The 26,324-nt window shown below is 65.6% G+C and carries 26 protein-coding genes, 1 tRNA gene and 1 riboswitch; of the genes, 16 read left to right on the top strand and 11 right to left on the bottom strand.

Translation table 11 applies throughout. The annotated features are described in order from the left end of the window. Nucleotides 1-9 precede the first annotated feature (9 nt). Together AC4D2Q_RS03630 and AC4D2Q_RS03625 are read right to left on the bottom strand one after the other, a co-directional pair. Complete coding sequence (locus tag AC4D2Q_RS03630) at nucleotides 10-936, bottom strand: AEC family transporter (RefSeq protein ID WP_490945027.1); 927 nt, start codon at nucleotides 934-936, stop codon at nucleotides 10-12. 198 nt (nucleotides 937-1,134) lie between these two features. Then, nucleotides 1,135-1,208: transfer RNA gene (locus AC4D2Q_RS03625), tRNA-Gly, on the bottom strand. Between the two features lie 106 nt (nucleotides 1,209-1,314). On the opposite strand from AC4D2Q_RS03625, the gene AC4D2Q_RS03620 reads away from it, so the two are divergent. Beyond that, nucleotides 1,315-1,644 (top strand): hypothetical protein, encoded by a 330-nt coding sequence (locus tag AC4D2Q_RS03620; RefSeq protein WP_490945025.1) that lies wholly within the window; start codon nucleotides 1,315-1,317, stop codon nucleotides 1,642-1,644. Between the two features lie 10 nt (nucleotides 1,645-1,654). Here the strand turns inward: AC4D2Q_RS03620 and AC4D2Q_RS03615 are convergent, their stop codons facing one another. From AC4D2Q_RS03615 to AC4D2Q_RS03605, 3 genes are all read right to left on the bottom strand, one after another. Beyond that, nucleotides 1,655-1,900 (bottom strand): protealysin inhibitor emfourin, encoded by a 246-nt coding sequence (locus AC4D2Q_RS03615; RefSeq protein WP_490945023.1) that lies wholly within the window; start codon nucleotides 1,898-1,900, stop codon nucleotides 1,655-1,657. An 8-nt stretch (nucleotides 1,901-1,908) separates the two neighbouring features. After that, a complete protein-coding gene (locus tag AC4D2Q_RS03610) occupies nucleotides 1,909-2,955 on the bottom strand; it encodes a M4 family metallopeptidase (protein ID WP_490945021.1) in 1,047 nt (348 codons plus the stop codon). 134 nt (nucleotides 2,956-3,089) lie between these two features. After that, complete coding sequence (locus AC4D2Q_RS03605) at nucleotides 3,090-3,611, bottom strand: SseB family protein (RefSeq protein WP_490945019.1); 522 nt, start codon at nucleotides 3,609-3,611, stop codon at nucleotides 3,090-3,092. 122 nt (nucleotides 3,612-3,733) lie between these two features. Between AC4D2Q_RS03605 and kynA the strand changes: the two genes are divergently transcribed. Further along, on the top strand, nucleotides 3,734-4,588 hold the full coding sequence (gene kynA, locus AC4D2Q_RS03600) for a tryptophan 2,3-dioxygenase (RefSeq protein WP_490945017.1): 855 nt from the start codon (nucleotides 3,734-3,736) through the stop codon (nucleotides 4,586-4,588). A gap of 45 nt (nucleotides 4,589-4,633) precedes the next feature. After that, on the top strand, nucleotides 4,634-5,209 hold the full coding sequence (gene dcd, locus AC4D2Q_RS03595) for a dCTP deaminase (protein ID WP_490926166.1): 576 nt from the start codon (nucleotides 4,634-4,636) through the stop codon (nucleotides 5,207-5,209). Here dcd and AC4D2Q_RS03590 read toward each other — a convergent pair. Beyond that, entirely contained in the window at nucleotides 5,206-6,576 is a 1,371-nt protein-coding gene (locus AC4D2Q_RS03590) for an MFS transporter (RefSeq protein ID WP_490945014.1), read from the bottom strand. The two genes, dcd and AC4D2Q_RS03590, sit on opposite strands and share 4 nt — an antisense overlap. A 243-nt stretch (nucleotides 6,577-6,819) precedes the next feature. Here AC4D2Q_RS03590 and AC4D2Q_RS03585 point away from each other — a divergent pair, with 243 nt between their 5' ends. From AC4D2Q_RS03585 to mnhG, 6 genes are read left to right on the top strand one after another with little or no spacing between them, the layout of a single operon-like run. Continuing rightward, nucleotides 6,820-9,825: a Na+/H+ antiporter subunit A gene (locus AC4D2Q_RS03585; protein ID WP_490945009.1), complete on the top strand. Its 3,006-nt coding sequence runs from the start codon at nucleotides 6,820-6,822 to the stop codon at nucleotides 9,823-9,825. Next, nucleotides 9,822-10,310 (top strand): Na(+)/H(+) antiporter subunit C, encoded by a 489-nt coding sequence (locus AC4D2Q_RS03580; RefSeq protein WP_490926170.1) that lies wholly within the window; start codon nucleotides 9,822-9,824, stop codon nucleotides 10,308-10,310. The genes AC4D2Q_RS03585 and AC4D2Q_RS03580 overlap by 4 nt, the downstream gene beginning before the upstream one ends. Next, nucleotides 10,307-11,917, top strand: a complete 1,611-nt coding sequence (locus AC4D2Q_RS03575; RefSeq protein WP_490945006.1) for a Na+/H+ antiporter subunit D — start codon at nucleotides 10,307-10,309, stop codon at nucleotides 11,915-11,917. The genes AC4D2Q_RS03580 and AC4D2Q_RS03575 overlap by 4 nt, the downstream gene beginning before the upstream one ends. Further along, nucleotides 11,914-12,540 (top strand): Na+/H+ antiporter subunit E, encoded by a 627-nt coding sequence (locus tag AC4D2Q_RS03570; RefSeq protein ID WP_490926173.1) that lies wholly within the window; start codon nucleotides 11,914-11,916, stop codon nucleotides 12,538-12,540. The genes AC4D2Q_RS03575 and AC4D2Q_RS03570 overlap by 4 nt, the downstream gene beginning before the upstream one ends. Continuing rightward, the gene (locus AC4D2Q_RS03565) at nucleotides 12,537-12,797 is read left to right on the top strand and encodes an MrpF/PhaF family protein (protein ID WP_490926174.1); all 261 of its coding nucleotides are present in this window, start codon (nucleotides 12,537-12,539) and stop codon (nucleotides 12,795-12,797) included. Before AC4D2Q_RS03570 ends, AC4D2Q_RS03565 begins: the two co-directional genes overlap by 4 nt. A 3-nt stretch (nucleotides 12,798-12,800) precedes the next feature. Continuing rightward, nucleotides 12,801-13,367 (top strand): monovalent cation/H(+) antiporter subunit G, encoded by a 567-nt coding sequence (mnhG, locus tag AC4D2Q_RS03560; RefSeq protein WP_490945001.1) that lies wholly within the window; start codon nucleotides 12,801-12,803, stop codon nucleotides 13,365-13,367. A gap of 27 nt (nucleotides 13,368-13,394) precedes the next feature. Here mnhG and AC4D2Q_RS03555 read toward each other — a convergent pair whose 3' ends face one another. After that, on the bottom strand, nucleotides 13,395-13,658 hold the full coding sequence (locus tag AC4D2Q_RS03555) for a DUF4235 domain-containing protein (protein ID WP_490926175.1): 264 nt from the start codon (nucleotides 13,656-13,658) through the stop codon (nucleotides 13,395-13,397). 90 nt (nucleotides 13,659-13,748) lie between these two features. Then, nucleotides 13,749-13,888, top strand: a riboswitch (TPP riboswitch). Nucleotides 13,889-13,946: 58 nt separating this feature from the next. Between AC4D2Q_RS03555 and AC4D2Q_RS03550 the strand changes: the two genes are divergently transcribed. From AC4D2Q_RS03550 to AC4D2Q_RS03540, 3 genes are read left to right on the top strand one after another with little or no spacing between them, the layout of a single operon-like run. Next, complete coding sequence (locus tag AC4D2Q_RS03550) at nucleotides 13,947-14,588, top strand: ECF transporter S component (RefSeq protein ID WP_490944999.1); 642 nt, start codon at nucleotides 13,947-13,949, stop codon at nucleotides 14,586-14,588. Continuing rightward, complete coding sequence (locus tag AC4D2Q_RS03545) at nucleotides 14,575-16,134, top strand: ABC transporter ATP-binding protein (RefSeq protein WP_490944997.1); 1,560 nt, start codon at nucleotides 14,575-14,577, stop codon at nucleotides 16,132-16,134. Before AC4D2Q_RS03550 ends, AC4D2Q_RS03545 begins: the two co-directional genes overlap by 14 nt. Then, on the top strand, nucleotides 16,131-16,985 hold the full coding sequence (locus tag AC4D2Q_RS03540; RefSeq protein WP_490944994.1) for an energy-coupling factor transporter transmembrane component T family protein: 855 nt from the start codon (nucleotides 16,131-16,133) through the stop codon (nucleotides 16,983-16,985). The genes AC4D2Q_RS03545 and AC4D2Q_RS03540 overlap by 4 nt, the downstream gene beginning before the upstream one ends. 17 nt (nucleotides 16,986-17,002) lie before the next feature. Here AC4D2Q_RS03540 and AC4D2Q_RS03535 read toward each other — a convergent pair whose 3' ends face one another. Beyond that, entirely contained in the window at nucleotides 17,003-17,878 is an 876-nt protein-coding gene (locus tag AC4D2Q_RS03535; protein WP_490944992.1) for an aminodeoxychorismate lyase, read from the bottom strand. Between the two features lie 70 nt (nucleotides 17,879-17,948). Here AC4D2Q_RS03535 and cls point away from each other — a divergent pair, with 70 nt between their 5' ends. Then, the gene (cls, locus tag AC4D2Q_RS03530) at nucleotides 17,949-19,424 is read left to right on the top strand and encodes a cardiolipin synthase (RefSeq protein WP_490944989.1); all 1,476 of its coding nucleotides are present in this window, start codon (nucleotides 17,949-17,951) and stop codon (nucleotides 19,422-19,424) included. Between the two features lie 9 nt (nucleotides 19,425-19,433). Here cls and pabB read toward each other — a convergent pair whose 3' ends face one another. The 3 genes from pabB to AC4D2Q_RS03515 are packed head-to-tail and all read right to left on the bottom strand — an operon-like array spanning nucleotide 19,434 to nucleotide 22,996. Next, nucleotides 19,434-21,620, bottom strand: coding sequence for an aminodeoxychorismate synthase component I (gene pabB / locus AC4D2Q_RS03525; RefSeq protein ID WP_490944988.1), 2,187 nt, complete (start codon nucleotides 21,618-21,620; stop codon nucleotides 19,434-19,436). After that, nucleotides 21,617-22,135 carry a low molecular weight protein-tyrosine-phosphatase gene (locus AC4D2Q_RS03520; RefSeq protein WP_490944986.1) on the bottom strand — a complete coding sequence of 173 codons (519 nt, stop codon included), beginning with the start codon at nucleotides 22,133-22,135 and terminating at the stop codon, nucleotides 21,617-21,619. The genes pabB and AC4D2Q_RS03520 overlap by 4 nt, the downstream gene beginning before the upstream one ends. A 57-nt stretch (nucleotides 22,136-22,192) precedes the next feature. After that, entirely contained in the window at nucleotides 22,193-22,996 is an 804-nt protein-coding gene (locus AC4D2Q_RS03515; RefSeq protein WP_490944985.1) for a class I SAM-dependent methyltransferase, read from the bottom strand. Nucleotides 22,997-23,149: 153 nt separating this feature from the next. Here AC4D2Q_RS03515 and AC4D2Q_RS03510 point away from each other — a divergent pair, with 153 nt between their 5' ends. The 3 genes from AC4D2Q_RS03510 to AC4D2Q_RS03500 all read left to right on the top strand — a co-directional run bounded on the left by AC4D2Q_RS03510 (nucleotide 23,150) and on the right by AC4D2Q_RS03500 (nucleotide 26,302). Continuing rightward, nucleotides 23,150-23,656: a DUF3995 domain-containing protein gene (locus AC4D2Q_RS03510; protein WP_490944984.1), complete on the top strand. Its 507-nt coding sequence runs from the start codon at nucleotides 23,150-23,152 to the stop codon at nucleotides 23,654-23,656. Between the two features lie 127 nt (nucleotides 23,657-23,783). Further along, entirely contained in the window at nucleotides 23,784-25,664 is a 1,881-nt protein-coding gene (gene dnaK / locus AC4D2Q_RS03505) for a molecular chaperone DnaK (protein WP_490926185.1), read from the top strand. Nucleotides 25,665-25,666: 2 nt separating this feature from the next. Beyond that, nucleotides 25,667-26,302: a nucleotide exchange factor GrpE gene (locus tag AC4D2Q_RS03500; protein ID WP_490944983.1), complete on the top strand. Its 636-nt coding sequence runs from the start codon at nucleotides 25,667-25,669 to the stop codon at nucleotides 26,300-26,302. The last annotated feature ends 22 nt before the right edge of the window (nucleotides 26,303-26,324 follow it).

The following is a 26,324-nucleotide window of genomic DNA, read 5'->3' as shown; positions in this document are numbered from 1 at the left end:
AGTGAAACGTCAGGTCAGGAGGGCGGCAATGAGTACCAGCACGGGCAGCGACATGATGGTGGTGATCAGGACGGTGTCCTTCGCCACGAGGACGCCCTCTCCGTAGCGGCTGGCTGCAACAAAGACATTTTGGGCGGTGGGCAGGGCCGAGGTGACCACAACGGCAAACAGCAGGTGCCCGTCCATGCCCAGCACAAACCGCGCCAGCGCATAGGCGAGGAGCGGCTGCAGTCCCAGCTTGAACACGGTGGCCAGAACGACGTCGGTGCGGCGCCCGCCGTCGCGCGTCAACGGCCGCGAGCCCACCAGCGAGATCCCGAAGGCAAGCAGCATGGCCGGGACCGCGGCTCCGCCGATGAGGCTTACGGGCTCCTGGATGATGACGGGCAGCGCAGTGCCGGTGGCGGCCAGGACCAGTCCGATCAGGGTGCCGATAATGATCGGATTGCGCACGATCTGGGCCAGGAAGGTCAGCAGCGAAGTCCGCCGGCCGCTCGTGGCCGAGTCCATGAGCATCAGGAAGAGCGGGGTGAAGAACGCCATTTGGAAGATCAGGACGGGCGCAATGTATGCGGCGTCGCCCAGGACATAGACGGCAATCGGCAAGCCGAGGTTGGCGCCGTTGACCAGTGATGAGGACATCGCGGAGATCAGCGCTTCGGGCAGCGGCCGGCGCAGCCACCAGCGGGTGCACAGGACAAAAACGAGGGCTGTCCCGAAGGCACTGGCCGCGGCAACGAGCAGCGGCAGGGAGAAAACGGTGTGCAGGTCTGCGTCGCTCAGGGTTACCAGCAGCAGCGCGGGTGAGGCTACAAAGAACGCCAGCCGGCTCAGGACGTTTTGCGCATTGGATCCAAGGACGTCCAGCCGCCCGATCAGGTAGCCCACCAAAATGATGATCCAGACAACGGCGAACCCGGTCAGTACCCCCAGCACCGGCCTCTACCGGCTGTCTGCGGTACGGGGCAGCCGGCGCGGAGCGGGGGCCGGTGCAATAAGGCGGAGGACTGGGGGTGCGGCATCTGCGGGCCGGGACGCGGAGCGGATCATCGGGGCAAGTATAGCCTCCGCTGCAAGCCCCTCCCGCAACAGAAAGACCCCCGGAATCACACTGATTCCGGGGGTCTTCCACCGTGGAGCGGGCGACGGGAATCGAACCCGCGTATCAAGCTTGGGAAGCTAGCGCTCTACCATTGAGCTACGCCCGCAGCGCCGAAGTCCTCCGGCACAAAAAACTACTTTACATGGAACCCGGGCCGCACCGAATTCGACGGTATCTTGGGCATGTTTGCCGACAGCGACCAGGGGGAAAAGATGACCGGGAACAGGATAGTGCCGGCCAGTGAGCTGCCCGCGGGCTACTACACAATGCGCGGTGTGTGGCGTCGGCTGTGGGCAGGTAAGGCGGGGAGATTCTACGTTGCGGGCATCCTCGTGCTCCTGGTGATCATCCCGTTTGCGCTGGCGATGATCCTGCCGGAGAACCCTGAACCGGGTTTTTGGACCGATCTGGCGGAGGACTGGATCGTTCGCGGGCCCTCGACGCTGGTGTCTGTCACCATTGCCCTGTTCACCGTTCTCCCGCTGATGCTGCGCCGTCGAAGGCGGCAGGCGGAGGCTGAGGATCTTCGGAAGAACGGATGACTGCAGGGCCTCACTCCTGCTCGCCGCCCTCCCGGGCGCGTTCCACCAAGTCACGCCATTTGCCCTGCACGCAGTGCTCGGGCAGGGTCACGGCGGCCGGGCCCACCGTGATCTCGTACATGAACCGGTCCGCACCGGCGGGCTTTTCCGGGGGAACCTCCTGCAGCAGGGGCAGCCACTCCCGCTCGGCCTCCTCAGTGCTCACCTGGGTGCTCCAGACCCGGGTCAGTCCGCCGAAGCCTCCGGTGCGGACCACCACGATCCTCACGGCAGAACGCCCACTGCTTCCCAGGCATCCGACACCGCGCCGTACTCGGCACCTGCGGATCCGTAGCGTTTGTCGGCAGCGGAGAGCGTAGCGGCGGCGAACCGGGTAAACGTGCAGTCCGCCGGAAGGTTCTGCTCGGTAAGGGCGTCATACCAGATTTGCCCGGCCCGCTCCCAAGCGAAGTTGCCCAGGGTGGTGGCCGCCAGATAGAAGGCGTGGTTGGGGATGCCCGAGTTGAGGTGGACTCCGCCGTTGTCCGCCGCAGTCTCTACGTACCCGGCCATGGTGGCCGGCTGCGGATCCTTGCCGAGCACGTCGTCGTCGTACGCCGTGCCGGGAGCCTTGAGGGAGCGCAGCGCCGAGCCTGACACCCGGTCAGTGAACAGGCCCGCACCCACCAGCCAGGTGGCACGCGCCGCCTCCTGGTGCAGGAGCTTCTGTTCCACCAGGACGCCGAAGACATCGGAAACGGACTCATTGAGCGCCCCGGCCTGCCCCTGATAATCCAACCGGGCCGTGTACTGGATCAGCCCGTGCGTGAGTTCATGCCCAATCACCGTCAGGGACTTGGTGAACCGCAGGAAAACCTCGCCGTCGCCGTCGCCGCAGACCATGCGCTCACCGTTCCAGAACGCGTTGTCATAGTCGCGGCCGTAATGGACGGTGGCCGCCAGCGCTGAACCGGCGCCGTCGAGGGAGGGGCGGCCGTAAGCGTCACGGAAGAGCGCGTGCGCAGCGCCGAGGCCCTCGTAGGCTTCGTCCACTGCTTCATCCCGGGTGGGCTCGTCTCCTTCGGACCGGACCAGGACGCCCGGCAGCGTCTCGCTCTGCTTGGCATCGGAAACCTGCCGCCGAAGGGAGGGCACCACCGCAGTGTCCCGCTGCGGCGGCGGAGCCTGCCGGGCAGAGGCCCTGGCCTGCCGGACCGGAGGAATCTCAGCCAGTGCGCGCCGGGCTGCTTCCGCAGCCCGGCCGAAGCCGTCCGTCTGCTGATGCTCGACAATGCGGGACAGAAGGTAAGGGGGAACGATTGAACAGGTCATGCTGTCCTCCGAGGTCCGGGTACCGGGATCCGTGGGGCTCCGGTCCATGGTGTTCCATGGGCGGGTTGCTGCACCAATGGCCCCAGCCTAGGGCCCTCCTCTGACAGCGCAAGGGAGGAGGGCCGAACGGGACGTTACTGCGCCTGCGGCCGCTCGCTGGCGGCTGCCTGATTGGCCGCCGCCTGGTCATAGGCGGCAACAATGGCCGCTACGCCTTCGGGACCCATTTCCAGACCCACACTGCTGCCGGGATTGATGGCCAGCCCGTAGCCCTCGGCGATGCTCCGCAGTGTTGCCTCGCCGCCGGCCTTGACCATAACCGGCGCCTTTTCGCGGATCTGCGGCGGCACCCGCTCAGCGCTGGTGAAGGTGGCGGCCACGGCCGAGTCGCTTTCCGGAGATTTCAGGACCAGTGCCTGGAAGGAAGCGGGATCCGCATCGTCCAGGAGCCGGCCCACGCTCAGGAGCTCCGACTCGCAGATGCGGGCAACCAGTTCCTGGCTGCTGATGCGCCCTTCCTGGCCTGCGGTGATGGCTTCTTCCAGTGCAGCTGCGCCTGCGGGGTCCGAATACTGCGCCGAGCCGGGCAGGGTAGCTTCCGGCCCGGATACACCGCCGTCGGTGTTGTCCGTATTCTCTGCCATGTTTTCTGCCACGGGTATCTCCTTGGATATTGGTTTCGGCCACAGTCGTAGCCTTAAAGTCTGGCACAGGGGGCCGGGGGTGGAACAAGCTACCGTAGGAGCTGGCCGACCATCCCAGCAGCATGGAGCATCCGATGAGCATCAGCAGGAACACCCGCAGCCTGGAGCCAGGCATCGAGCGGGACTTCACCGACAAAATGAGCTACGGCTCCTATCTGGCACTGGATGATCTGCTGGCCGCCCAGCATCCGGTGAGCAGCCCCGAGCACCACGATGAGATGCTTTTCATCATTCAGCACCAGACCTCCGAGCTGTGGCTGAAGCTGGTCCTGCACGAGTTGCGGGCCGTGCGGAGCAAGCTGGCCGCTGATGATTTGCGCGGGGCAATGAAGGGCATTGCCCGGATCAAGCACATCCAGCGCTCGCTGACCGAGCAGTGGTCCGTGCTGGCCACGCTGACGCCGTCGGAATATGCGGAGTTCCGCGGGGACCTGGGGGCATCCAGCGGCTTCCAGTCCTACCAGTACCGCGCCGTGGAGTTTCTGCTGGGCAACAAGAATGCGGCCATGCTGAAGGTCTTCGCAGCGGACCCGGCCGCACAGGCACTGCTGACCGAACTGCTGGAACGCAGCAGCATCTATGACGAGTTCATTTTTCTCCTGCACCGGCGCGGATACGCCGTGCCTGAAGAACTGCTGGAGCGGGACGTGAGCCAGTCGCACGTGCCCAACGAGGCCCTGATGCGTGTTTACCAACACGTTTATGAGAACGCCGCGGAGAACTGGGACATCTACGAGGCCTGCGAAGAGCTGGTGGATCTGGAAGACAACTTCCAGCTTTGGCGCTTCCGCCATCTCAAGACCGTAGAGCGGACCATTGGATTCAAGCGGGGAACGGGCGGATCCTCCGGGGCGTCATTCCTCCAGCGGGCACTTGAACTGACGTTTTTTCCTGAGCTTTATGCGGTCAGGACGGAGATCGGCCGCTGATCCGCGCCGGAAAAGGGCTGCGCCGTCATGCGCTATTTTTAGAGGGTGCTGATTTCTGACCGCGACATCCGAACCGAAATTGCCGACCAGCGGATCGTCCTCGATCCCTATGATCCCTCGATGGTCCAGCCGTCCAGCGTGGACGTGCGCATCGACCGGTTCTTCCGGCTCTTCGACAACCACAAGTACGCGCACATTGATCCCTCGATGGACCAGCCGGAGCTGACCCGGCTCGTGGAAGTGGATCCGGATGAGCCGTTCATCCTCCACCCGGGAGAATTTGTCCTGGGCTCCACCTACGAAACTGTTACGCTTCCCGATGACATCGCTGCCCGGCTTGAAGGCAAGTCCTCGCTGGGACGGCTCGGGCTGCTGACGCACTCCACCGCAGGTTTCATCGACCCCGGCTTTTCCGGGCACGTCACCCTTGAGCTCTCCAACATGGCAACGCTGCCGATCAAGCTGTGGCCCGGTTCCAAGATCGGCCAGCTGTGCTTCTTCCGCCTCACCTCGCCGGCGGAATACGCCTACGGTTCAGGGCAGTACGGCAACCGCTATCAGGGACAGCGCGGGCCGACGGCGTCGCGCAGCCACCTGAACTTCCACCGCACCTCGGTCTAAACCTCCGGGACCACGGCGCGCGGCGCACGGCCGGGGGATCGGACCGGCAGCAGTACCAGCAGGCCCGCCAGCAGAACCGCCAGAATGCCGAGGATGCCGTACCGCTGGGCGCCGAAAATGGTAATGAATGCGGCGAACAGGCTGGGCGCCAGGAAACTTACGGCCCGTCCCGTTGTGGCGTAGAGTCCAAAAAATTCCGCTTCCTGGCCCTCCGGGGCCAGCCTGGCCAGGAACGCGCGGGAGGCTGACTGCGCGGGACCGACAAACAGGCACAGCAGGAGCCCGAAGATCCAGAACGTCGTGTCCCCGCTCCACTGCAGTCCGAGCATGCTCTGCGGCTCGGGACCGAGCAGCGCAATCACTCCGCCGGAGATCAGCAGGCCGACCAGCGAGAAGATGATGACGTTCTTGGGCCCGACCCGGTCATCGAGGACTCCGCCCGCGATGGCGCCGACCGCCGCCACCACATTGCCGAAAATGGCAAAGATGATGACCTCGGAGATGGCCCAGTCGAACGTTCCGCCGGCAATGACCCCGCCGAAGGTAAAGACTGCGGCCAGCCCGTCGCGGAACACGGCACTGGCCAGCAGGAACCAGATGGTGTGCGGACTGGTTTTGTAAATGGCCTTGATGCGGCGGAACAGCAGTCCGTAAGAGGCGAGGAAGCCAATGCCTGCGGCACGTTCCCGGCGGGACACCTCGGGAACGGCGAACATCACGGGCAGCGCAAACACGGCCAGCCAAACGGCCGAGAACACGGCTACGGCGCGGATGTTCAAGCCGTCCTCGGAGGTCACGCCGAACCACCCCGTCTCGGGGTTGATGAATCCCACCAGCACCATGGAAAGGGCGGCGATCCCGCCGACATAGCCCATGCCCCAGCCAAATCCGCTGATCCTGCCGACTGTTGCCGGCGTCGAAATCTGGGACAGCATGGCGTTGTAGTTCACGCCGGCGAATTCGCTGAAGACGTTGCCCAGCGCGATCAGCGCCACACCCAGCAGCAGGAACTCCGGCCGCGGAAAGACGAAGAAGCACAGGGCAGTGACCAGGCACACCAGGGCCGTGTTGATGCCCAGCCAGGTCCGGCGCCGGCCGCCGGCATCCGAGCGCTGCCCCATGACCGGTGCCAGCACTGCAACTGCCACTCCAGCCAGCGCAATGCCGTAACCCAGCACGGAGGAGGCGTGGGCTTCACCCCCGAAGCTGTCCGAGGTGAGGTAGACCGTGAAGACGAAGGTGGTCATCACGGCGTTGAAGGCAGCAGTGCCCCAGTCCCAGGATGCCCACGCCAGGACCTGACGAATGCGGATGCGTTGTGCGGCGGTGCCGGAAGCCGGGCCGGTCAATCGAGTGGTGGAGACCATAGCCGAATGCTATAGGTGTCCGGAGCCACATCGTCTTTTTGGCTGCTCCGGCATGTCCTTCCGACCTGCCTGATGCCGTGCGATCGGCCGCCCGTCGGCGGTTCCGCGATGCCTGCCGAGGGGTGTACGAAATTTTGCGGGTGTATGCCATGGGTAGAATAGACGTACGCCCTCTGACCACCACCTTGATAACTACAGCTGAATTCACCGCTGGAAGACTGTCAATAAAGCTCGGGAGATCTAGTGCTGATTGTGCTCACCGTTTTGTTTACGGTGGCATTGGTGGCGCCCTTATTGTTCCGCAGGATCGGCCGGTCGGCGTTTTACGTCCTGGCTGCCGTCCCCGCTGCCGCCTTTGTTTGGCTGCTGGCCACGTTCCACCGCTACACAGCAGCCAGCCAAATGGTAGCCTCGGGCGCTCCCAACGCCCCGCCGTCCGTAGTGATCCCCTGGATTCCCGACCTCAAAGTTGAGCTCGCGTTCCGGATGGACACGCTGTCCGCGGTTCTGTCCATCCTCATCCTCGGCGTCGGCTCGCTGGTGCTGTTCTACTGTGCGCGGTACTTCCGCCCCGGTGACACCCAGATGGGCGCCTTCGGTTCCCAGCTGCTGGCGTTCGCGGCGGCGATGTTCGGCCTTGTGACGGCAGATGACCTGATCCTGCTGTTCATCTTCTGGGAAATCACCACCGTCCTGTCCTACCTGCTGATCGGGTATTCGGCCCACCGCCTTTCGGCCCGGCGGGCCGCACTGCAGGCGCTGATTATCACCACCTTCGGCGGACTGGCGATGCTCGTGGGCATGGTGCTCTTGGGCGACGCCGCCGGAACCTTCCGGCTTTCCGAGATTCTGGCCATGGCTCCGCAGCTGCTGGAGCGCGGCGCCATAGTGGACGTGGCCATTGTGCTGATGCTCGTTGGCGCGGTCTCCAAGTCCGCGCTGCTGCCGTTCCATTTCTGGCTGCCCGCGGCCATGGCCGCACCCACCCCGGTCAGCGCCTATCTGCACGCCGCAGCCATGGTCAAGGCCGGCATCTACCTCGTTGCGCGGCTGGCACCGGGCTTTTCCGACTCCACCTACTGGCACGCCGTCGTACTGGTCCTGGGGCTGTCCACCATGCTGCTGGGCGGATGGCGCGCCCTGCGCCAGTACGACCTGAAGCTGATTCTTGCCTACGGAACCGTCAGCCAGCTCGGCTTCCTGACCCTCGTAGTGGGCCTGGGCAACCGCGAAGCCGCGGTGGCCGGTTTGGGACTGCTGCTGGCCCACGGCTTCTTCAAGGCAACGCTGTTCCTCGTGGTGGGCATCGTGGACCATCAGGCAGGTACCCGCGACATCCGCAAGCTGTCCGGGATCTTCCGCTCCTCGCCCCAGCTCTTTGCGGTGGCCCTGATCGGTGCCGCCTCCATGGCCGGGGTGCCGCCGCTCCTGGGATTCGTGGCCAAGGAATCGGTCTATGAGACCTTTGTCCACTTCGCCGAGCACCAGGGAACCGCGGGCGCAGTCGTGCTGCTGGCCGGCGTCGTCGTTGGTTCCATCCTGACTTTTGCCTACTCGGCCCGTTTCGTGTGGGGAGGCTTCGCGGTCAAGCCCGGCTGCCAGCCCACCCCCTTTAAGCGGGTTCCCGGCGCCTTCATCGCAGCGCCCGCCGTATTGGCCGTGGTGACCGTAATCTTCGGACTGTGGCCGCACCCGCTCGACGCCGCCATTGCCTCCTATGCGGACCTGTACCCGGCCGACGGCGACCCCACGCACCTGGCGCTGTGGCACGGCTTTACGGCGGCGCTGCTGCTGACAGTCATCACCATCGGCGCCGGAGTCCTGCTGTTCTGGCAGCGCGGACGGGTGGAAAAAGCCCAGGCGCGGTTCACCGCCCCGCTGGATGCCGAGCGCTCCTACCGCCAGATTATCGGCGTGCTGGACGACGTGGCGGTGTGGGTCACCGGCCGCACGCAGCGCGGTTCCCTGATGTTCTACCTCTTCGTCATCCTGCTGGTGGCGGTCGTGACGCCGCTGTCCGCCCTGGTGTGGCGAGGTGCCCCGCTGCCGGAGCAGTTCCACTGGTTTGATTCTCCGCTGCAGCCCGTGATCGGAGTGGGCATCATCCTCGGCGCCGTCGCGGCGGCCCGGGCCAACAAACGCTTCCTGGCCGTGCTGATGGTGAGCGTCACCGGCTACGGAATCGCCCTGATCTTTGCCCTGCAGGGTGCGCCGGACCTGGCCCTGACACAGATGCTGGTGGAAACCATTGTGCTGGTGGCCTTCGTGCTGGCACTGCGTTCGCTGCCGGCGCGGCTGTGGAAGCGCGAGCCCGCCGGACACCGGCTGCTGCGCGCCCTCCTGGGGATCGCCTTCGGCGCCACCATGGTGATCATCGCCATGACAGCCATGGCCTCCCGTGTTGCCGAGCCCATCTCCCTGCTCTTCCCGGATCTCGCCTATGAGGGCGGGGGCGGCGCCAACATTGTCAACGTCACGCTGGTGGACATCCGCGCCTGGGACACCTTCGGAGAGATTTCAGTGCTGGCCATGGCCGCCACGGGTGTGGCATCGCTGATCTTCGTCCGCGGCCGCGGAGACAAGCGCCGCCGTGCCGAGGGCGTTGCCACCGGATCCGTGGACCGGGGACGCGAGAACTTTGCGTCCTCCGGCCGCCAGGAAGCAACCCTGGCGCTGGCCCGCAAGTTCTCCAGCGTGAGCCGCGACGCGTGGCTGGTGGCCGGACGGACCCTGGCACCGGAACGGCGCTCCATTATCTTTGAAGTGATCACGCGCCTGCTGTTCCACTCCGTGATCCTGTTCTCCATTTACCTGCTGCTGGCCGGTCACAACATCCCCGGCGGCGGTTTCGCCGGCGGACTCATGGCCGGACTTGCCCTGACCATCCGCTACCTTGCCGGCGGCCGGTTTGAACTGGCCGAAGCCAGCCCGGTCAGCGCCGGGCTGCTCCTGGGCGGCGGTCTGGGCCTGGCCAGCCTCTCCGCTGCCGCTCCGCTGTTCTTCGGCGGCCAGATCCTGCAGAGCGCGATCATCAAGTTCACCTGGCCGATCTTCGGCGAGGTCAAGTTTGTGACCTCCACGATCTTCGACATTGGTGTCTACATGGTGGTGGTGGGGCTGGTCCTGGACGTACTGCGCAGCTTGGGGTCGGAGATCGATGAACGCAGCGAAGGCGGGTCCGCCGATGACGAGGAACTGATTGAGCCCGAACCGGAAATTGCCAGCCGAGAGGAGGAGGTAGCCCGATGAGCGTCAACATCACCTTCATGATCATCATGGGAGCGCTGTACGCCTGCGGCATTTACCTGCTCCTGGAACGCAGCCTGACCCGCGTGGTGCTGGGGCTGACCATGCTCACCAACGCCACGAACATCCTGCTGCTCTCCACCGGCGGATTCCAGGGCCTGGCCCCGCTGTTCAGCGCGGACATTCCGGCGGAGGACTACAACGATCCGCTGCCGCAGGCGTTCATTCTGACGTCCATCGTCATCTCCTTCTCCGTGACGGCCTTCATGCTGGGCATCATCTACCGGTCCTGGGTGCTGAGCCGGCAGGACGAGGTCCAGGACGACATCGAAGACCGCCGCGTGGCCAGCCAGAGCAGCTTCGACGCGGAAGACGACGCCGACGTCCCCGAAGACACCACCGAATTCACCCCGCCCGAAGAGGCTGAGGAGGCGCCGGGATCCCTGCGCGCCACCGGTCAGACCACCAGCCCGGAGGCTAAGGAATGAACACGATAAGTTTGGCCCCGCTGGCGGTGGTCCTGCCGTTCCTTGGTGCGGCGCTGGCCTTCATCCTGATCCGGCACACCCGCGCCCAGCGCACCATCAGCATCAGCATCCTGTCAGTCACGCTGATCCTTGAAGTGATCCTGCTGTTTTCCGTCTGGGACAGCGGAGCGCAGGCCGTGGACCTGGGCGGCTGGATTCCGCCGGTGGGCATCACCATGGTGGTGGACCAGTTCTCCGCCCTGATGCTGGTGGTGTCCTCCGCCGTGAGCCTGGCGGTCCTGATCTACGCTGCCGGCCAGGGCATGACCGACGGCGATGAAGACGGCCCGATCTCGATCTTCCATCCGACCTACCTGATCCTGGTGGCGGGCGTGTCCAACGCCTTCCTTGCCGGGGACCTGTTCAACCTGTACGTGGGCTTCGAAATTCTGCTCACGGCAAGCTACGTGCTGATGACCCTGGGCGGAACCACGCCGCGGATCCGGGCCGGCATCACCTACACGGTGGTCAGCGTGGTGTCTTCGCTGCTGTTCCTGATCACGATCGCCATGATCTACGCGGCCACCGGCACGGTGAACATGGCCGATCTGGCGCTGAAGCTGGGCGACCTGGATCCCGGAACCCAGCTGATGCTCCACCTCATGCTGCTGGTGGCGTTCGGTATCAAGGCGGCTGTGTTCCCGCTGTCCTTCTGGCTTCCCGACTCCTATCCCACCGCTCCGGCGCCGGTCACGGCAGTGTTCGCCGGACTGCTGACCAAGGTGGGCGTTTACGCCATGGTCCGCACCGAGACGCTGCTGTTCCCGGGCGACCGGATCAACACACTGTTGATGGTGGTGGCCGGCCTGACCATGGTGGTGGGTATCCTCGGCGCCCTGGCGCAGACCGACATCAAACGAATGCTGTCCTTCACCCTCGTCAGCCACATCGGGTACATGGTGTTTGGCCTGGCGGTCGGCACGGTGATCGGCATTGGCTCTGCAGTGTTCTACGTGGTCCACCACATTACGATCCAGACCTCACTGTTCCTTGTCACGGGGCTGATCGAGCGCCGCGGCGGCACGGCGAACATGGACCGGCTGGGCGGGCTGGCGAAGCTGTCCCCGCTGCTGGCCGTGCTCTACTTCATCCCCGCCATCAACCTTGGCGGGATCCCGCCCTTCTCGGGATTCCTGGGCAAGCTGGGCCTTTTGGAAGCCGGCGCGGACCTGGGAACTCCGCTGGCCTACGTCCTGATGGCGGCCAGCGTGGTGACCAGCCTCCTGACGCTGCTGGTGATGGCACGGGTCTGGAACCGTGCCTTCTGGCGCACACCGGAGGACGCCGTCCATCCGGACCCGATCCTGCTGGCCACCGGCGCGGACGGGTCATCGCTGCGGCACTCCGGCGAGGTGAACGAGAAGTCCACCGGAAAATTCTCCGGCCGCGAAGCAGTGGACCTGCTGCCGCGCACCATGGTTTATCCCACCGTGGGACTGGTGGCCCTCGGCGTCGCACTGACCGTCCTGGCCGGGCCGCTGTTCTCGCTGAGCGACAACGCCGCTCAGGATCTGCTGGACCGAACGCCCTACATTGAAGCCGTGCTGGGAGAGGGGGCCGGACAATGACCCGCAGAGCCCAGATGCGCAACCGTCCGCGCGTACCGCTGCTCAAAGAAATCCCGCTGCTGGTCTGGCTGGTCTTCCTGTGGGGAGCCCTCTGGCAGGACTTCAGTGCCGGCAACCTGATCTTCGGCGCTGTCATCGCCTTTGTGGTGGCGAATATCTTCTATCTTCCCCCGGTGGATCTGAGCGGACGCTTCAACCCGCTCTACGCCCTGGGCTTCGCCGTCCGGTTCTTCTACAAGCTGGTTCACGCCAGTTTCGAGGTGCTGTGGCTGGCCATTGCCAAGGGCCCGAAGATCAAGAATGCCGTGGTCGGCGTGAAGCTGCGCAGCCACTCGGACCTGCTGGTCACTGCCACCGGACACGCGCTCTCCCTGATCCCCGGATCGCTGGTGGTGGAGGTGGACCGGTCCACCTCCACCCTGTACCTGCACTGCCTGAATGTTTCCACTCCCGAGCAGGCGGACAAGGTGCGCAAAGATGTGCGGGACACCGAATCGTGGCTGATCCGTTCCATCGGAACCCGTGAGGATCTTGAGGTGCTGAAAGCGGAAAAGGCGCTGGCCCGCCGGGGCAGTGCCCTCCGCACCGGACAGGCCGAGTCGTCAAAGGGAGCAAACTCATGATGAGCGTTTTTCTGGTCCTCGTGGCCGTCATGCTGTCCCTCGCGGCTGCCGGCGCCATTTTCCGGATTGCCCGGGGCCCTTCCATCCTGGACCGGGTACTGGCGGCGGACGTGCTGCTGACGATTGTGGGAGCGGCGCTGGCCACGGAGATGATCATCGAGCGCAACCTGGATTATCTGGCGCTGCTGGTCTCGATCTCCTTGATTGGCTTCATCGGCTCCGTCACCGTTGCCCGCTTTGTTACGGACCGGAGGTAGCCCGTGAGCCAGGAACTGAATGATTTGATCGTGGGAATCCTGATGACGGGCGGGGCACTGATGTCCCTTGCTGCCGCCATCGGTCTGACGCGGTTTCCGGACCTGATGAGCCGCATGCATGCGGCCTCCAAGCCGCAGGTGCTGGGACTGCTGCTGTTCCTGCTGGCAATGGCGGTCCGCTTTGAAAGCTGGGTGCTGCTGCCCGTGCTGGGAGTGTGCTGGCTGTTCATGATCCTCACCGCCCCGGTGTCCGCCCACATGGTGGGCCGCGCCGGTTACCGGACAAAGCACCTGCGCCCGGAGCTGCTCAGCATCGACGAGCTGGATGACGTTGTGGGACGGGCGCAGGAACTCCTGATCCAGGCCAGGACGGACAGCCCCGGGGATGACGGAGAAGGGGAAGACCCGCTGGTGGATGACAATCCCGGGGCCCCGGACCAGGAAAGTTCGCTGGATGATGACGTCCTGCCGCGGACGGGATCCACCGAAGCACATCACGGAGTGTTTCCCGGATCGAGGCCGGACACAGCACAGGGCGCCCGCCGCCCGGGAGGAAATCCCGAGGGCTGAGCGCCCTGTGGTGGAGGGTGCTGCTGCTTAGACGACGTCCGGCGTCTTCTGGTAACGCTGGATGGCGCGCTGCGTGCCGCGGTTGGTCAGGACACGGATGGCCTGGCTGACGGCGCCGGAGACGACGGCGAAGATCACCGCGGTGCGGAGGTTGACGTCCAGCACTCCGTCCTTGTCCCGGGGCGGTTCGTTGCCCGTCACCCTGGTCCAGATGAAGTCCAGGATTTTGGCGGACAGAATGCCCGCGCCAACGCTTGCGCCGGTACCAAGCAGTTTCAGGATCAGGTTCATGGATGCTCCTAGTTTGTGGGGGCCGTTTCCCTAACCCTACCCGCCGGGCCGCCCAAAGTGGTTTGCCCGTGTGTAGAGTGGGAAGCGCAAAACATACGACAGGGGAGCGCCCTCCCCGCCCGTGCTTCGGCACGATGCGGGAGGACCAAGGCGCTGAGAGTGCGGACAACCGCAGACCCTCGAACCTGATCCGGTTAGTACCGGCGCTAGGGAGTCGAGATCTCACGGGATCTCACGGCAATCCGTCGTGAGCCATCCCTCCCCTCCTGTTCCTCAGGAGGTTTTTTCATGCAGCAGAACATGTCCCCGGCACAACCTTCCCGCCGGCAGAACTCACCGTGGCGGCGTCCGTGGCGCGTGGTCGACATTGTGGTGGCCTCCGTGCTCGCAGTGGCCGTCGGCGTCATTTTTTGGGCCTGGTCCCTGGCCTACAACGGGGTGGAAGTTGTGTTCCTGGCCTTTCCCCCGCTCGGTGGCCTGTACGCCGGCGGCTGGCTGATAGCCGGAGTCCTGGGTGCGCTGATCATCCGCAAACCCGGAGCCGCCATCTACTGCGAGGTTCTCGCCTCTGCGGTGTCCGGCGTGCTCGGAACCCAGTTTGGCCTCTCGGTGCTGTTGTCCGGATTCATCCAGGGGCTGGGCGCGGAGCTGGTGTTCCTCGCCTTCCTCTATGTCCGGTACACCCTGTCCGTGGCCATGCTGGCCGGCTTGGTCTCCGGAGTGTTCCTGGGGGTCAGCGAGAACATCCTTTACCGCCCTGAATGGGCGCTGCAGTGGCAGGCGCTTTACACGCTCTTCGCCGCTGTCTCCGGCGCCGTCCTGGCCGGGGTGTTGTCCTGGCTTGCCGCCCGGGCGCTGGCGCGGACCGGCGTCCTGGCTCCGTTCGCCTCGGGACGGGCAGCTGACGCGGGATCCAATGCCCGTTCGTAATCCATCTTCGTCCCCTGTGTCTTCCCCCGTGACCGTACGGGCACGGGACTACGGCTGGCGGCATGCCGGACGCAGCACCCCCGCGATCTCGGGATTGACCCTGGACATTGAACCGGGCGAAAAGGTGCTCCTGCTCGGCGCCTCCGGCGCGGGGAAGTCCACGCTGCTGCATGCCCTGGCCGGTGTGCTCGGCGAGGGCTCCGGACCGGACGCGGCGGGAGAAGAACACGGCAGCCTCACCCTGGACGGGGTTGCTCCGCTGCAGGCCCGCGGCCGGGCCGGCCTGGTCCTGCAGGATCCCGAGTCCCAGCTGGTGCTCTCCCGGGTGGGGGACGAGGTTGCCTTCGGCGCGGAAAACCTCCGGGTGCCGCCGCAGGAGATTTGGCAGCGGGTGCGGACAAGCCTGGACGACGTCGGATTGCGGGTGCCGCTGCACCATTCCACGGCCGCACTCTCCGGCGGACAGAAGCAGCGCCTGGCCCTGGCCGGAGTGCTGGCCATGCAGCCGGGCCTGCTGCTGCTCGACGAGCCCACAGCCAACCTTGATCCGGACGGGGTGACGGAAGTCCGTGCCGCCGTCGAACGCGTGCTGGCGCGCACCGGCGCAACGCTGATTGTGGTGGAACACCGGGTTGCGGTGTGGGCGGACATTGTGGACCGGGTGGTGGTTTTGGCGGCCGACGGCGGAATACTCGCCGACGGTCCGCCGTCACAGGTGCTGGCCGATCCCGGCCACCGGACCCGGCTGACGGCTGCCGGGGTCTGGCTTCCGGGATCCGCGCCTGCCGTGAGCGCTCCGCTTCCGCAGGAGCCGGGGGCAGCACTGCTGGAAGCCAGCGGGCTCGGTGCCGGGCGCAGCAAACGCACCCCTGCCGTTGTGGCGGGCGTGGATTTGCTGCTGCGTGCCGGGACGTCGCTGGGAATCACCGGCCCCAACGGGGCGGGCAAGTCAACGCTGGCCCTCACGCTGGGCGGGCTGCTGAAACCCGTGTCCGGCACCCTGCAGGCGGCACCTTTGTTGTCCGGTTCCGCCGGAGCGGACCCGGGCCGTTGGAAATCCACTGAGCTGGTAACCCGGATCGGCACTGTTTTCCAGGAACCCGAGCATCAGTTCCTGACCGGCACCGTCCGCGGTGAACTGGCATTCGGACCCCGCCGCGCCGGAATGCCGGAAGCCACGATTGAGGAACTCGTGGAAACCCTGGCCGGCCGGCTGCGTCTTACCGCCCTGCTGGACGCCAACCCGTTCACGCTCTCGGGCGGGGAAAAGCGCCGTCTTTCGGTGGCCACCATGATCGCCACCGAACCGGACATCCTGCTCCTTGATGAGCCCACCTTCGGACAGGACGCCAATACCTGGGCTGAACTCGTGAATCTGCTCCGCGCTCTGCTGGCTGAGGGCCGCTCGGTGGTTTCGGTAACGCATGACGCGGATTTCCTGGCCGCCCTGGGCGGAGACGTGCTGCACGTACAGGACGGCACCGCAGCACCCGCGGAACAAAGCCGGGCAGGAAAGAGCCGCGCAGGAAGGGGGATGCGTCCATGAGGGCTTCGGACACAGGTGCGCCGGAAACAGGCATCAATTCCGTCGAGGCACATGCGGATCTGCGCAATCCCTCCCGCCGTCCCGCCGGAACGCTGCTGGAACGAGCCAACCCGCTTTCCAAGCTGGCTGCCGCCCTGGCGGTGACGCTCGCCGTGCTGGTCAGCGTTGACTGGGTCAGTTCAACCATCATCCTGGCCGGGGAACTTCTCCTGCTTCCGCTGCTGCGGATTGCGCCGCTCACCCTGCTCAAACGCATCTGGCCGCTGCTCATCGGCGCGCTGGTGGGCGCCTGGGGCACGGCCCTGCTGGCGGAAAAGATCGGCACCGTGCTGCTGGATGCCGGCCCCGTCCTCTTCACCTCCGATTCGGTGGCCGCCGGCATCGCGATCGGGCTGCGGGGCCTGGCAATCGCGCTGCCCGGGATCTATCTGCTCGCTTCCACCGACCCCACCGATCTGGCCGACGCCCTGGCGCAAAAACTGCATCTGCCCCACCGGTTTGTGCTTGGGGCACTGGCCGGCATGAGGCTGGTGGGGCTGCTGGTCTCGGAATGGCAGTCCCTGGGCATGGCCCGGCATGCACGCGGAGTGGGCGCCGATTCCGGCCTCCTGACACGCATCCGGTCCTTCTTCGGCCAGGCGGTTGCCCTGCTGGTCCAGGCCGTGCGCCGCGCCACCCGCCTGGCTTCGGCCATGGAAGCCCGCGGCTTTGGCAGCGGCGGCAGGACCTGGGCCCGGACCTCGGTGTTTACCGGTTTGGACGCCTGGGTCACGCTTTACGGAGTGGTGCTGGCAGCCGGAGCGCTGACGGCGGCGGTTGCGGCCGGGAGCTTCAACTTCATCCTCAGCTAGGCCCCAGCCGTGCCCGGTTACAGGGCGCCGCGCAGCAGCGCCGTCAGCTCTTCCGTCAGGGCAGGGGAGGAACTGATCGGGGTGCCGTCAATGGAGGTAACCGGGGCCAGCAGCCGGATGCTGGAAACCAGCCACACGGCGTCGGCCTCCATCAGGTGGACCGGCTCCAGCGGGCCGTAGCCCCGGGCCCAGCCCGCCGCCTCGGCCGCATCAAAGAGCGCGCGCTGCGTGGTGCCGGGAAGGATCCCGCTCTCCAGCTCGGGCGTCAGCAGCATTTTCTGCCCGTCTTCTTCCACCGCCAGGATCACACTGGAAGTGGGCCCCTCCAGGACCTTGCCGTCCGAGGAGGTGAAGATGACGTCGTCAGCGCCGTTGGCTTTCGCATACCGCAGGGCAGCCATGTTGACGGCGTAGGACAGGGTCTTGGCGCCCAGCAGCAGCCACGGCGCCCGGTCGGCAAGGGTGCTGTCATAGCCGCGGTCCAGCAGCAGGACCGCCAATCCGTCGGCCGTGCGCTCCCGGGCTCCGGCCGGAACGGGGGTGGCCGCCACCCAGGCAGTGGGGGAATCCGCTCCTTCCACGCCGCGCGTCAGCAGCAGTTTCACCACTGCCTCGCCGTTTCCCTCCCGGATTGTCAGCTCCGTCAGGGCAGTGGCAACGGCTCGTTCCCAGGTTTCCCGCTCCGGCACAACAAGGTCCAGCGCCTGCGCCGAAGACGCCATCCGGTCCAGATGCGCGTCCATTTTGCGGGCGGCTCCGTCCACTGCGAGCATCGATTCAAAGATGCCGTCGCCGCGCGTGGCGCCGAGGTCAGTGGCCCTGAGCTGCGGAACATCTGCCTCCGCCAGCCGGCCTTCGGGGAATTCTGGGTCCAGGAATACCAATACAGTCATGGACCCAGACTAGTTTGCCGTCCCGGCAGACTAGTCTAAGGAAGGACAAATCTGCTGATAGGAGCGTCGTGTGTGGGTGGCTTTAACGGGATCAGCGCTCCCCGTGTGGATTGCCACGGTATTGACCGTGCTGGATTATGTCATCCGCGTTGTGTCGCTGGGAGTGGTGCCGGGGAACCGTCGGCCCACTACCGCCATGGCCTGGCTCCTGTGCATCTTTTTTCTGCCGCTTCCGGGCATCATCCTGTTCCTGCTCTTCGGTAACTTCCGGTTGTCCCAGCACCGGGTGAAACGCCAGGCGCAAATCAACCGTGCAGTCCGTGAGAACACCCGGGAGCTTGAGGCCGAAGGCAGCACGTATTCCGGGCCCGAATGGGTGGTCTCGGCCACGGAACTGAACCGGCGGCTGGGCTCTTTTCCCAGCCTCGACGGCAACGAAGTACATCTGCAGCGGGACTACAACGAGTCCATCCGCGAGATGACCGAAGTGGTGCGCGGGGCGCGGAAGTACGTGCACGTTGAGTTCTACATCATGAGCTACGACGACGTGACCCGGGAGTTCTTTGCGGCCCTCAAGGAGGCCGCGGCCCGTGGAGTGCGGGTGCGTCTGTTGTTCGACCACATCGGCACGCTTCGGGTGCACGGGTACCGCAGTCTGCTGAAGGAACTGCGCAGCTCGGAAATCCAGTGGCGTCGCATGCTGCCCGTCCTGCCGGCCCGCGGCCAGTGGCGCCGGCCGGACCTGCGCAACCACCGCAAAATCCTGGTGGTGGACGGAAGGGTGGCCTACACCGGGTCGCAAAACCTGGTGGAGCCCTCCTACCGCAAGCCGCACAACCAGAAGATTGGCCGCAAATGGGTGGAGCTGATGGCCCGCCTTGAAGGACCGGTGGTGGATGAGATCAACGTCGTCTTTGCCACCGACTGGAACGCCGAAACAGATGAAAACCTGGAACGGGAACTGAGCCTGTACGAGTGGGAGACCAAGCCCGGCGATGTGACCTGCCAGGTGGTTCCGAGCGGCCCCGGGTTCAGCACGGAAAACAACCTGCGGCTGTTCACGTCCCTGATCTATTCAGCGTCGGACCGCATTTCCATTACCAGCCCGTACTTTGTCCCGGACGATTCGCTGCTGTACGCCATTACCACCGCCGCCCAGCGCGGCGTGCAGGTGGAACTGTTCGTGTCCGAGCGCGGCGACCAGTTCCTGGTGGACCACGCCCAGCGTTCCTACTATGAGGCCCTGCTGCGTGCCGGTATCCGGATCTACCTCTATCCCAAACCCCTGGTCCTGCACGCCAAGCACTTCACCATTGACAACGAGGTGGCCGTCCTGGGCTCCTCGAACATGGATATGAGGTCCTTCTCCCTGAACCTGGAAGTGTCCGTCATGATGTTCGACGGGAACATCGTGGAGAACATGCGGCGCATCGAAGACACCTACCGCTCCCTGTCCCGGGAACTCCTGCTGTCCGAATGGATCGGTCGGCCCGTCTGGCAGCGCTACATCGACAATGTCTGCCGGCTGACAGCCACCCTGCAGTAGCGCCGCCGGCTACTGCGGAAACGCCGCCCCCAGCGCGCTCAGCACCCCAAAGGCCTTTGCCCGGACCTCGTCCCATTCCGCTGCCGGATCCGAATCCGCCGTGACCGCTCCGCCCACGCCCAGAGTCAGGGACGAATCCCGGATCTCCAGGGTCCGGATCACCACGGACAGGTCCGCCGCGCCGGTGAGGGAAAACCAGCCGACGGCGCCGGAATAGGCGCCGCGCGGAGCTCCCTCCAGCCGGTCCAGGATGTCCATGGTGCTGATTTTCGGTGCACCGGTCATTGATCCGGGCGGAAAGGCAGCGGCAACGGCTTCGGCGCGGGAGGCTCCGGGGAGCAGCTGGGCGTCCACCGTGCTCACCAGCTGGTGGACGGTGGCGTAGCTTTCCACCGCGCAGAGCCGGGGAACGGTGACGGACCCCGGAACGGCGAAGCGGGAGAGGTCGTTGCGCAGCAGGTCCACAATCATGATGTTTTCCGCACGGTCCTTGGATGAAGAGACCAGATCAGCTTCCAGCGCCCGGTCTTCCCGTTCCGTGGCTCCGCGCGGCCGGGTCCCCTTGATCGGTTCGGCCCGCAGCGCACCGGCTCCGGTGAAGGACAGGAAGCGCTCCGGCGAGGTGCCTGCCAGGGCATAGCCGCCAAAACGCAGCAGCGATGCGAACGGAGCCGGATTGCGCTGCCGAAGTTCCCGGTACACGGCCAGGATGTCTGGTGCTGCCAGGGGCGCGCTAAGCCGGGCGGTCAGAGCGGTGGTCAGGCATACCTCGTACGAGTTTCCGTCGCTGATTTCCGTCTGGGCGGAACGAACCTTGGCCAGGTAGGAGCTCCGGTGATCCCGGACGGAGAACTGCAGGCCGGCGGGCACCGCACCCGGAGATGCTCCGGGCCGGGCGGCGGCAGCACTTTGCGCTGCCCGCCGGACCCGGTCGGTCCATTCGCCGCCGGCTTGGTCTCCGACGGAACCGCTGCCGGATCCGTCGTCCGTCAGGGCTAAGACGTAGAGGCACTGCTGCTCATGGTCCAGCACCACTGCCCGGCCCGCGAAAATCAAGGCAGCATCAGGCGCAGCCTCGGGACGAGTATCGGCTCCGGGGCCGGCAGGATTTTGTGTTCCGCCGGTTTCACGCTTGAGTCCGTACCCCAGGAACCCGAGCCAGCCCAGGGCAAAGCCGCAGGGATAGTCCGCCGGGACCGTGGCCCGGGCTGAGCCCCAGACCGAATCGAGCCACGGAAAGAAGGCGCCGGGACGGGAAAGGGTCACCGGCCCCGAAACAACGGTGGTGACTGCGTTGCGGTGCTCCGCGTACCTGCCCAGCGGGCCGCCGTCGTCAGCCATGATGCTGAAGCGGCTGCGGGAGGCAATATGGGCGGCGCCGGACGCTGCGTTCCGTGGCCCCGGCGTCTCGAACCCCGGAGCCTCGAACCCCGCGCCCGCACTGGAGCTGTCCAGCCACACAGAGCGGGAAGCCGAACCAAAAAGTTCCCCGAACAGCTGCTCGGGATCCACCCAGGTATCCAGCCGTTCCACCCGGACGGTTTCAGCGCCCGCGGCATTGCCGCCGGGCCAGGTCGGCTGGAGTCTGGGCAGCGCGAACCCGCCGAGGGCACGCAGGACGTAACCGGCGGCGGCCCGCGGAGTTCCGGAGGCGTGCTGCCGGTCAACCGTGATGTCCGCGCGGCCGGGCGCCGGATCGTCCGACGCCCAGGACCGTTCCTGCGCAGCCCACCTTTCCCAGTGCGGGGTATAGGTGTCACCGTCGCGTGCCAGTGCCTGCTCGCGGCGCAGTCCTGCGGGCGCATCAACCCATACGGCGGCGTCGAGCAGGTGGCGCACTGCAGCTGCGGAGGACCCGACGCCCTCAAAAATGACGATCTCCGCCGGTTCGGTTGTGCGCTGCTCCCCGTAGCGGCCGGCCACCCAGTCCCACTGCTGCCAGTGGGCCGTGCGTCCCGCGGCCAGGGGAGCGGCCACATGCTCACTGAAATAGGTGATTCCGTCCGCGAGGCCGTCCCAGCCGGGGTAAACATCCTCGAGATGGAACAGGGAAACGGTGTGGTGGGCACGCAATGCCGCTGCCAGTTCTGTGGCGAGCGTGGTTTTCCCGGCACCGGAAAAGCCGTCGATGGCGATGAGGACGGGCAGCGTCAGGGAAGCGGCCGTGGTGGCGGCCGCCGCCTGGAAAAACGTCACGATGGCCCGGAGGCAGCTTCAAGGGCTGTCCGGACATGCTGCACCACGCCGGGCAGGGACGCCTGGATCATGGCGTAGGAGGAATCAAAGTCCGTCATGTCCCCGTACCAGGGATCTTCGATGCCCTGTTCCTCCGGGGGAAGGGCCGCCGAGGCGGGATCGAAGCTGCGGATCAGCCGGATTTTATCGCGGTCCGGGCGATCGGCGGCCAGCTCCCGGAGCCGGCGAAGGTGTCCAAAGTCCATGGCCAGCACCAGGTCACGGTCCTCGAACCACTCCTCCTCGAACTCGCGGGCGCGAAAACGGCGCGCCTGCTCTGCATCATAGCCGTGGGAGAGGAGTTCCTCCACGGCACGGGGGTCCATGGGGTTGCCTGCTTCCCAGGCGGTGACTCCGGCGGAATCCACCGAGACTTCGGACCCGAGCCCGGCTTCTTCAAAGGCGCGGGCCAGACAGAACTGGGCCATGGGGGAGCGGCAGATATTTCCGGTGCAGACCGTGATGATTCGGTACATTCCCCAAGCCTACCCAGCGCCGCACCTGCCCTGGACCGGCTGCGGGCGCCCGCATGGTCAGGCCCAGGCGATAATTTCCCCGGAGGGGAGCAGGAACCATCCGTCCGCTGCCGAGGCCCAGCGCCGCCAGCCGGCCGCCATCCGTTCAAGTCCGTCCCTGTCCGTGAGTTCCCGGTCCAGCGCTTGATCAGCAAACGCCGAGTGCAGCACGCGCTCCGCCCATCCTTCACCGAACCAGGTGCGCCGGTCCTCGGTGGCGTACAGCCAGTTGGAGGCGGATGGAACAAATTCGGTGAAACCTGCCTCGAGGGTCCACGAGACCAGGCGGCGGCCGGCGTCGGGCTGGGCGGCATTGCCGCGGGCTATGCGCTGATAGACGTCCATCCATTCGGAGAGCTCCGGAAGTTCCGGGTACCAGCTCATCCCGCGGAAATCCGCGTCCCGGATGGCCACGATTCCGCCTGGCCGGGTGACCCGCCGCATTTCGCGCAGCGCGGCCACGGGATCGGCGAGGTGCTGGAGGACCTGGTGGGCGTGAACGACATCGAACGCCGCATCGGGAAAATCCAGGTCGTACACGTTGCCTGCCGCAAACTCCACGTTCGCCAGACCCCGGGACGCAGTCAGCTTCCGGGCCTGCGCAACCACGTCTTCGGACTGGTCCAGCCCGATGACCGTTCCCGGGTCCAGCAGGTTGGCCAGGTCCGCGGTGATGCTGCCCGGGCCGCAGCCCACATCCAGCAGGGCCATGCCCGGCTCAAGGTAGGGGAGCAGATACGCTGCCGAGTCGGCGGCCGTGCGGACCGCATGGGCCCCCACCACGCTGGAGTGGTGGCCGTGCGAATACTGTTCCGGAGCCATAGGAGGAGAATACGCGGACCGGATGACGTATTGGCGGGAGATTGCTGCGTGTGTCTGCGGCCGGAGATTCCCGGGGACCCTTGTGCCGGGGCTTTCCCGTTCGGGACGATGGTCTCTGGGCTGACGCCCCGGGGCTGCGGCCGGAGGGCTGAGATGGAGGCATCGCGGGAGCGCCGGCAGCGCGTGTGCGTGTGGACGGCGTGCGCAGCGGGTCTGGTGCATGCCTCATTCAGCGGTTACTGGGCGCTTGGCGGGCACTGGCTGCTGGACACCGTGGGCACGGAGGCCGTGCGGATCTCCTCGGCATCACCGCTGCTTACCGGGCTCGGCCTGGGGCTGGTTGTCCTCGCCAAGGCGGCGGCCGCCGTGATTCCGGTGGCTGTTGAGTACGGGCGGCTGGGCCGGGAAAAGCTGTGGCGGCGTCTGAGCTGGGCAGGCGCAGTACTCCTGGTGCTCTACGGCGGTGCCAACACCGTGGTCAGCAACCTGGTGCTCGCGGGATGGATTGTGCCCGCCGGCGGATACAACTTCCCGGCGATGGCCGGACACGCCTGGCTGTGGGATCCGCTGTTCCTGCTCTGGGGGCTGGCCCTGTTGGCTTATTTGCTGTTCTCCCGGCCCGGAGCCGTTCAGCTGTCCGGACCACCTCTCAGAAGTTGAGTCGGTTCGACTCAACTTTGTTGACAAAGAACGCGTCCTGAGTAAAGTTGAGTGCAGAACGCTCAAGACGCGCTGCGGGAGTGCCTGGCCCTCCCGGCGCAGTTTGCCACGGAAAGAGGAAGCAAATATGTCACGTGCAGTAGGTATTGACCTTGGAACCACGAACTCGGTTGTCTCTGTCCTGGAAGGCGGCGAGCCCACGGTTATCGCCAACGCAGAGGGCGGCCGCACCACCCCTTCGGTTGTTGCTTTCGCCAAGTCCGGCGAGGTCCTGGTAGGCGAAATCGCCAAGCGCCAGGCCGTGAACAACATTGACCGCACCATTTCCTCCGTCAAGCGCCACATGGGCACCGACTGGAACGTGGACATTGACGGCAAGAAGTACACCGCCCAGGAAATCTCCGCCCGCATCCTGCAGAAGCTGAAGTCCGACGCCGAATCGTACCTGGGTGAGAAGGTCACGGACGCCGTGATCACCGTCCCCGCGTACTTCAACGACGCCGAGCGCCAGGCCACCAAGGAAGCCGGCGAGATCGCCGGCCTGAACGTCCTGCGCATTGTCAACGAGCCCACCGCCGCAGCTCTGGCCTACGGACTGGACAAGGGCAAGGAAGACGAACTCATCCTGGTCTTCGACCTCGGCGGCGGAACCTTCGACGTCTCCCTGCTCGAAGTCGGCAAGGATGAAGACGGCTTCTCCACCATTCAGGTGCGCGCCACCGCCGGTGACAACCGTCTCGGCGGCGACGACTGGGACCAGCGCATTGTGGATTACCTGCTGAGCCAGGCCAAGGCCAAGGGTGCTGACCTGTCCAAGGACAAGATCGCCCTGCAGCGCCTGAAGGAAGCTGCCGAGCAGGCCAAGAAGGAACTCTCCTCCGCGACTTCCACCAACATCTCCCTGCAGTACCTCTCGGTCACCCCCGAAGGCCCGGTCCACCTGGATGAGCACCTTTCCCGTGCCAAGTTCCAGGACCTGACCAAGGACCTGCTGGACCGCACCAAGAAGCCGTTCAAGGACGTCATCTCCGAAGCCGGCATCAAGGTTGCGGACATCGACCACATCATCCTCGTTGGCGGTTCCACCCGTATGCCGGCCGTGTCCGAACTGGTGAAGGAACTGGCCGGCGGCCAGGAGCCCAACAAGGGCGTGAACCCGGATGAGGTTGTGGCCGTTGGCGCCGCCCTGCAGGCCGGTGTGCTGAAGGGTGAGCGCAAGGACGTTCTGCTGATCGACGTCACCCCGCTGTCCCTGGGCATCGAAACCAAGGGCGGTGTGATGACCAAGCTGATCGAGCGCAACACGGCCATCCCCACCAAGCGCAGCGAGACCTTCACCACGGCGGATGACAACCAGCCGTCCGTGGCCATTCAGGTCTTCCAGGGTGAGCGCGAGTTCACCCGCGACAACAAGCCGCTGGGCACCTTCGAGCTGACCGGCATTGCTCCGGCTCCTCGCGGCGTCCCGCAGGTTGAGGTCACCTTCGATATCGATGCCAACGGCATTGTGCACGTGTCCGCCAAGGACAAGGGCACCGGCGCCGAGCAGTCCATGACCATCACGGGCGGTTCTTCCCTCTCCAAGGAAGACATCGACCGCATGGTCCGCGAAGCCGAAGAGCACGCAGCGGAGGACAAGAAGCGCCGCGAGGCTGCGGACGTCCGCAACTCCGCCGAGCAGCTGGCCTACTCCGTGGACAAGCTCCTCACGGACAACGACGACAAGCTGCCCGAAGACGTCAAGACCGAGGTCAAGGGCGACGTTGACGCGCTGAAGAAGGCACTCGAAGGCACCGAGAACGACGACGAAGTAAAGTCGGCGTTCGAGAAGCTGCAGTCCTCGCAGACCAAGCTGGGCGAAGCCATTTACGCTCAGGCCCAGTCTGAAGGCGCTGCAGGTGCCGCAGGCGGTGCCGGTGCCGGTGACGCAGGCGCAGCCGGCGGATCCTCCGCCGGCGACGAGGACATCGTTGACGCCGAGGTTGTCGACGACGAAGACAAGAAGTAATCATGACGGCTGGTAACGAGTTCCCCAACGACAAGCCGAACGGCGAAGAGCAGGAAGCCGCCGGCCAGGTGCCGGCGGACTCCGAAGCGACGGACCCTGCGTCGGCGGCATCCGAGGAAACACCGCAGCCTGAGGGCGGCGCCGACGGCGACGCCCTGGCGCAGGCCGAGCAGATCCTCAACAGCGCCGATGTTCCGCCGCAGCCCTCCGCTGCCGGATCACCGGAAGCCGTGGAACTGCGCAATGACCTGCTGCGGCTCCAGGCGGAATACGTCAACTACCGCAAGCGGGTGGAGCGTGACCGCGACGTCGCCCGGGAAATGGCAGTCATCGGAGTAATGAACTCCGTGATGCCGGTCCTGGATGACATCGACGCAGCACGCCAGCACGGTGACTTGGTGGAGGGGCCGTTTGCCTCAATCGCCAACAAACTGGAAAACACGCTGAAGTCTTACGGGCTGACCCGGATTGACGAGGTGGGGGTTGAATTTGACCCGAACATCCACGAAGCGTTGATCCAGCAGCAAAGCGCGGACGTGCAGTTCGATACTGTGACGCAGATTCTGCGGGCCGGCTACAAGGCCAACGACAGGGTTCTGCGGGCGGCGCAGGTTATCGTCTCCGTTCCGGAGCAGTAGGAAACGGGTACCCGGGGCCGTC

It is taken from the genome of Arthrobacter sp. TJ-178 (genome assembly GCF_058269275.1).
The sequence above is the reverse complement of the archived record's forward strand: the minus strand, read 5'-3'. Positions and strand labels throughout refer to the sequence as shown.

Coding starts and splice junctions, on each gene's coding strand:
- AC4D2Q_RS03620 (WP_490945025.1), top strand. CDS start 1,315: ATGACCGGGAACAGGATAGTGCCGGCCAGTGAGCTGCCCGCGGGCTAC.
- AC4D2Q_RS03610 (WP_490945021.1), bottom strand. CDS start 2,955: ATGACCTGTTCAATCGTTCCCCCTTACCTTCTGTCCCGCATTGTCGAG.
- kynA (WP_490945017.1), top strand. CDS start 3,734: ATGAGCATCAGCAGGAACACCCGCAGCCTGGAGCCAGGCATCGAGCGG.
- AC4D2Q_RS03590 (WP_490945014.1), bottom strand. CDS start 6,576: ATGGTCTCCACCACTCGATTGACCGGCCCGGCTTCCGGCACCGCCGCA.
- AC4D2Q_RS03580 (WP_490926170.1), top strand. CDS start 9,822: ATGAGCGTCAACATCACCTTCATGATCATCATGGGAGCGCTGTACGCC.
- AC4D2Q_RS03575 (WP_490945006.1), top strand. CDS start 10,307: ATGAACACGATAAGTTTGGCCCCGCTGGCGGTGGTCCTGCCGTTCCTT.
- AC4D2Q_RS03570 (WP_490926173.1), top strand. CDS start 11,914: ATGACCCGCAGAGCCCAGATGCGCAACCGTCCGCGCGTACCGCTGCTC.
- AC4D2Q_RS03565 (WP_490926174.1), top strand. CDS start 12,537: ATGATGAGCGTTTTTCTGGTCCTCGTGGCCGTCATGCTGTCCCTCGCG.
- AC4D2Q_RS03555 (WP_490926175.1), bottom strand. CDS start 13,658: ATGAACCTGATCCTGAAACTGCTTGGTACCGGCGCAAGCGTTGGCGCG.
- AC4D2Q_RS03550 (WP_490944999.1), top strand. CDS start 13,947: ATGCAGCAGAACATGTCCCCGGCACAACCTTCCCGCCGGCAGAACTCA.
- AC4D2Q_RS03545 (WP_490944997.1), top strand. CDS start 14,575: ATGCCCGTTCGTAATCCATCTTCGTCCCCTGTGTCTTCCCCCGTGACC.
- AC4D2Q_RS03540 (WP_490944994.1), top strand. CDS start 16,131: ATGAGGGCTTCGGACACAGGTGCGCCGGAAACAGGCATCAATTCCGTC.
- AC4D2Q_RS03535 (WP_490944992.1), bottom strand. CDS start 17,878: ATGACTGTATTGGTATTCCTGGACCCAGAATTCCCCGAAGGCCGGCTG.
- AC4D2Q_RS03520 (WP_490944986.1), bottom strand. CDS start 22,135: ATGTACCGAATCATCACGGTCTGCACCGGAAATATCTGCCGCTCCCCC.
- AC4D2Q_RS03515 (WP_490944985.1), bottom strand. CDS start 22,996: ATGGCTCCGGAACAGTATTCGCACGGCCACCACTCCAGCGTGGTGGGG.
- AC4D2Q_RS03510 (WP_490944984.1), top strand. CDS start 23,150: ATGGAGGCATCGCGGGAGCGCCGGCAGCGCGTGTGCGTGTGGACGGCG.
- dnaK (WP_490926185.1), top strand. CDS start 23,784: ATGTCACGTGCAGTAGGTATTGACCTTGGAACCACGAACTCGGTTGTC.
- AC4D2Q_RS03500 (WP_490944983.1), top strand. CDS start 25,667: ATGACGGCTGGTAACGAGTTCCCCAACGACAAGCCGAACGGCGAAGAG.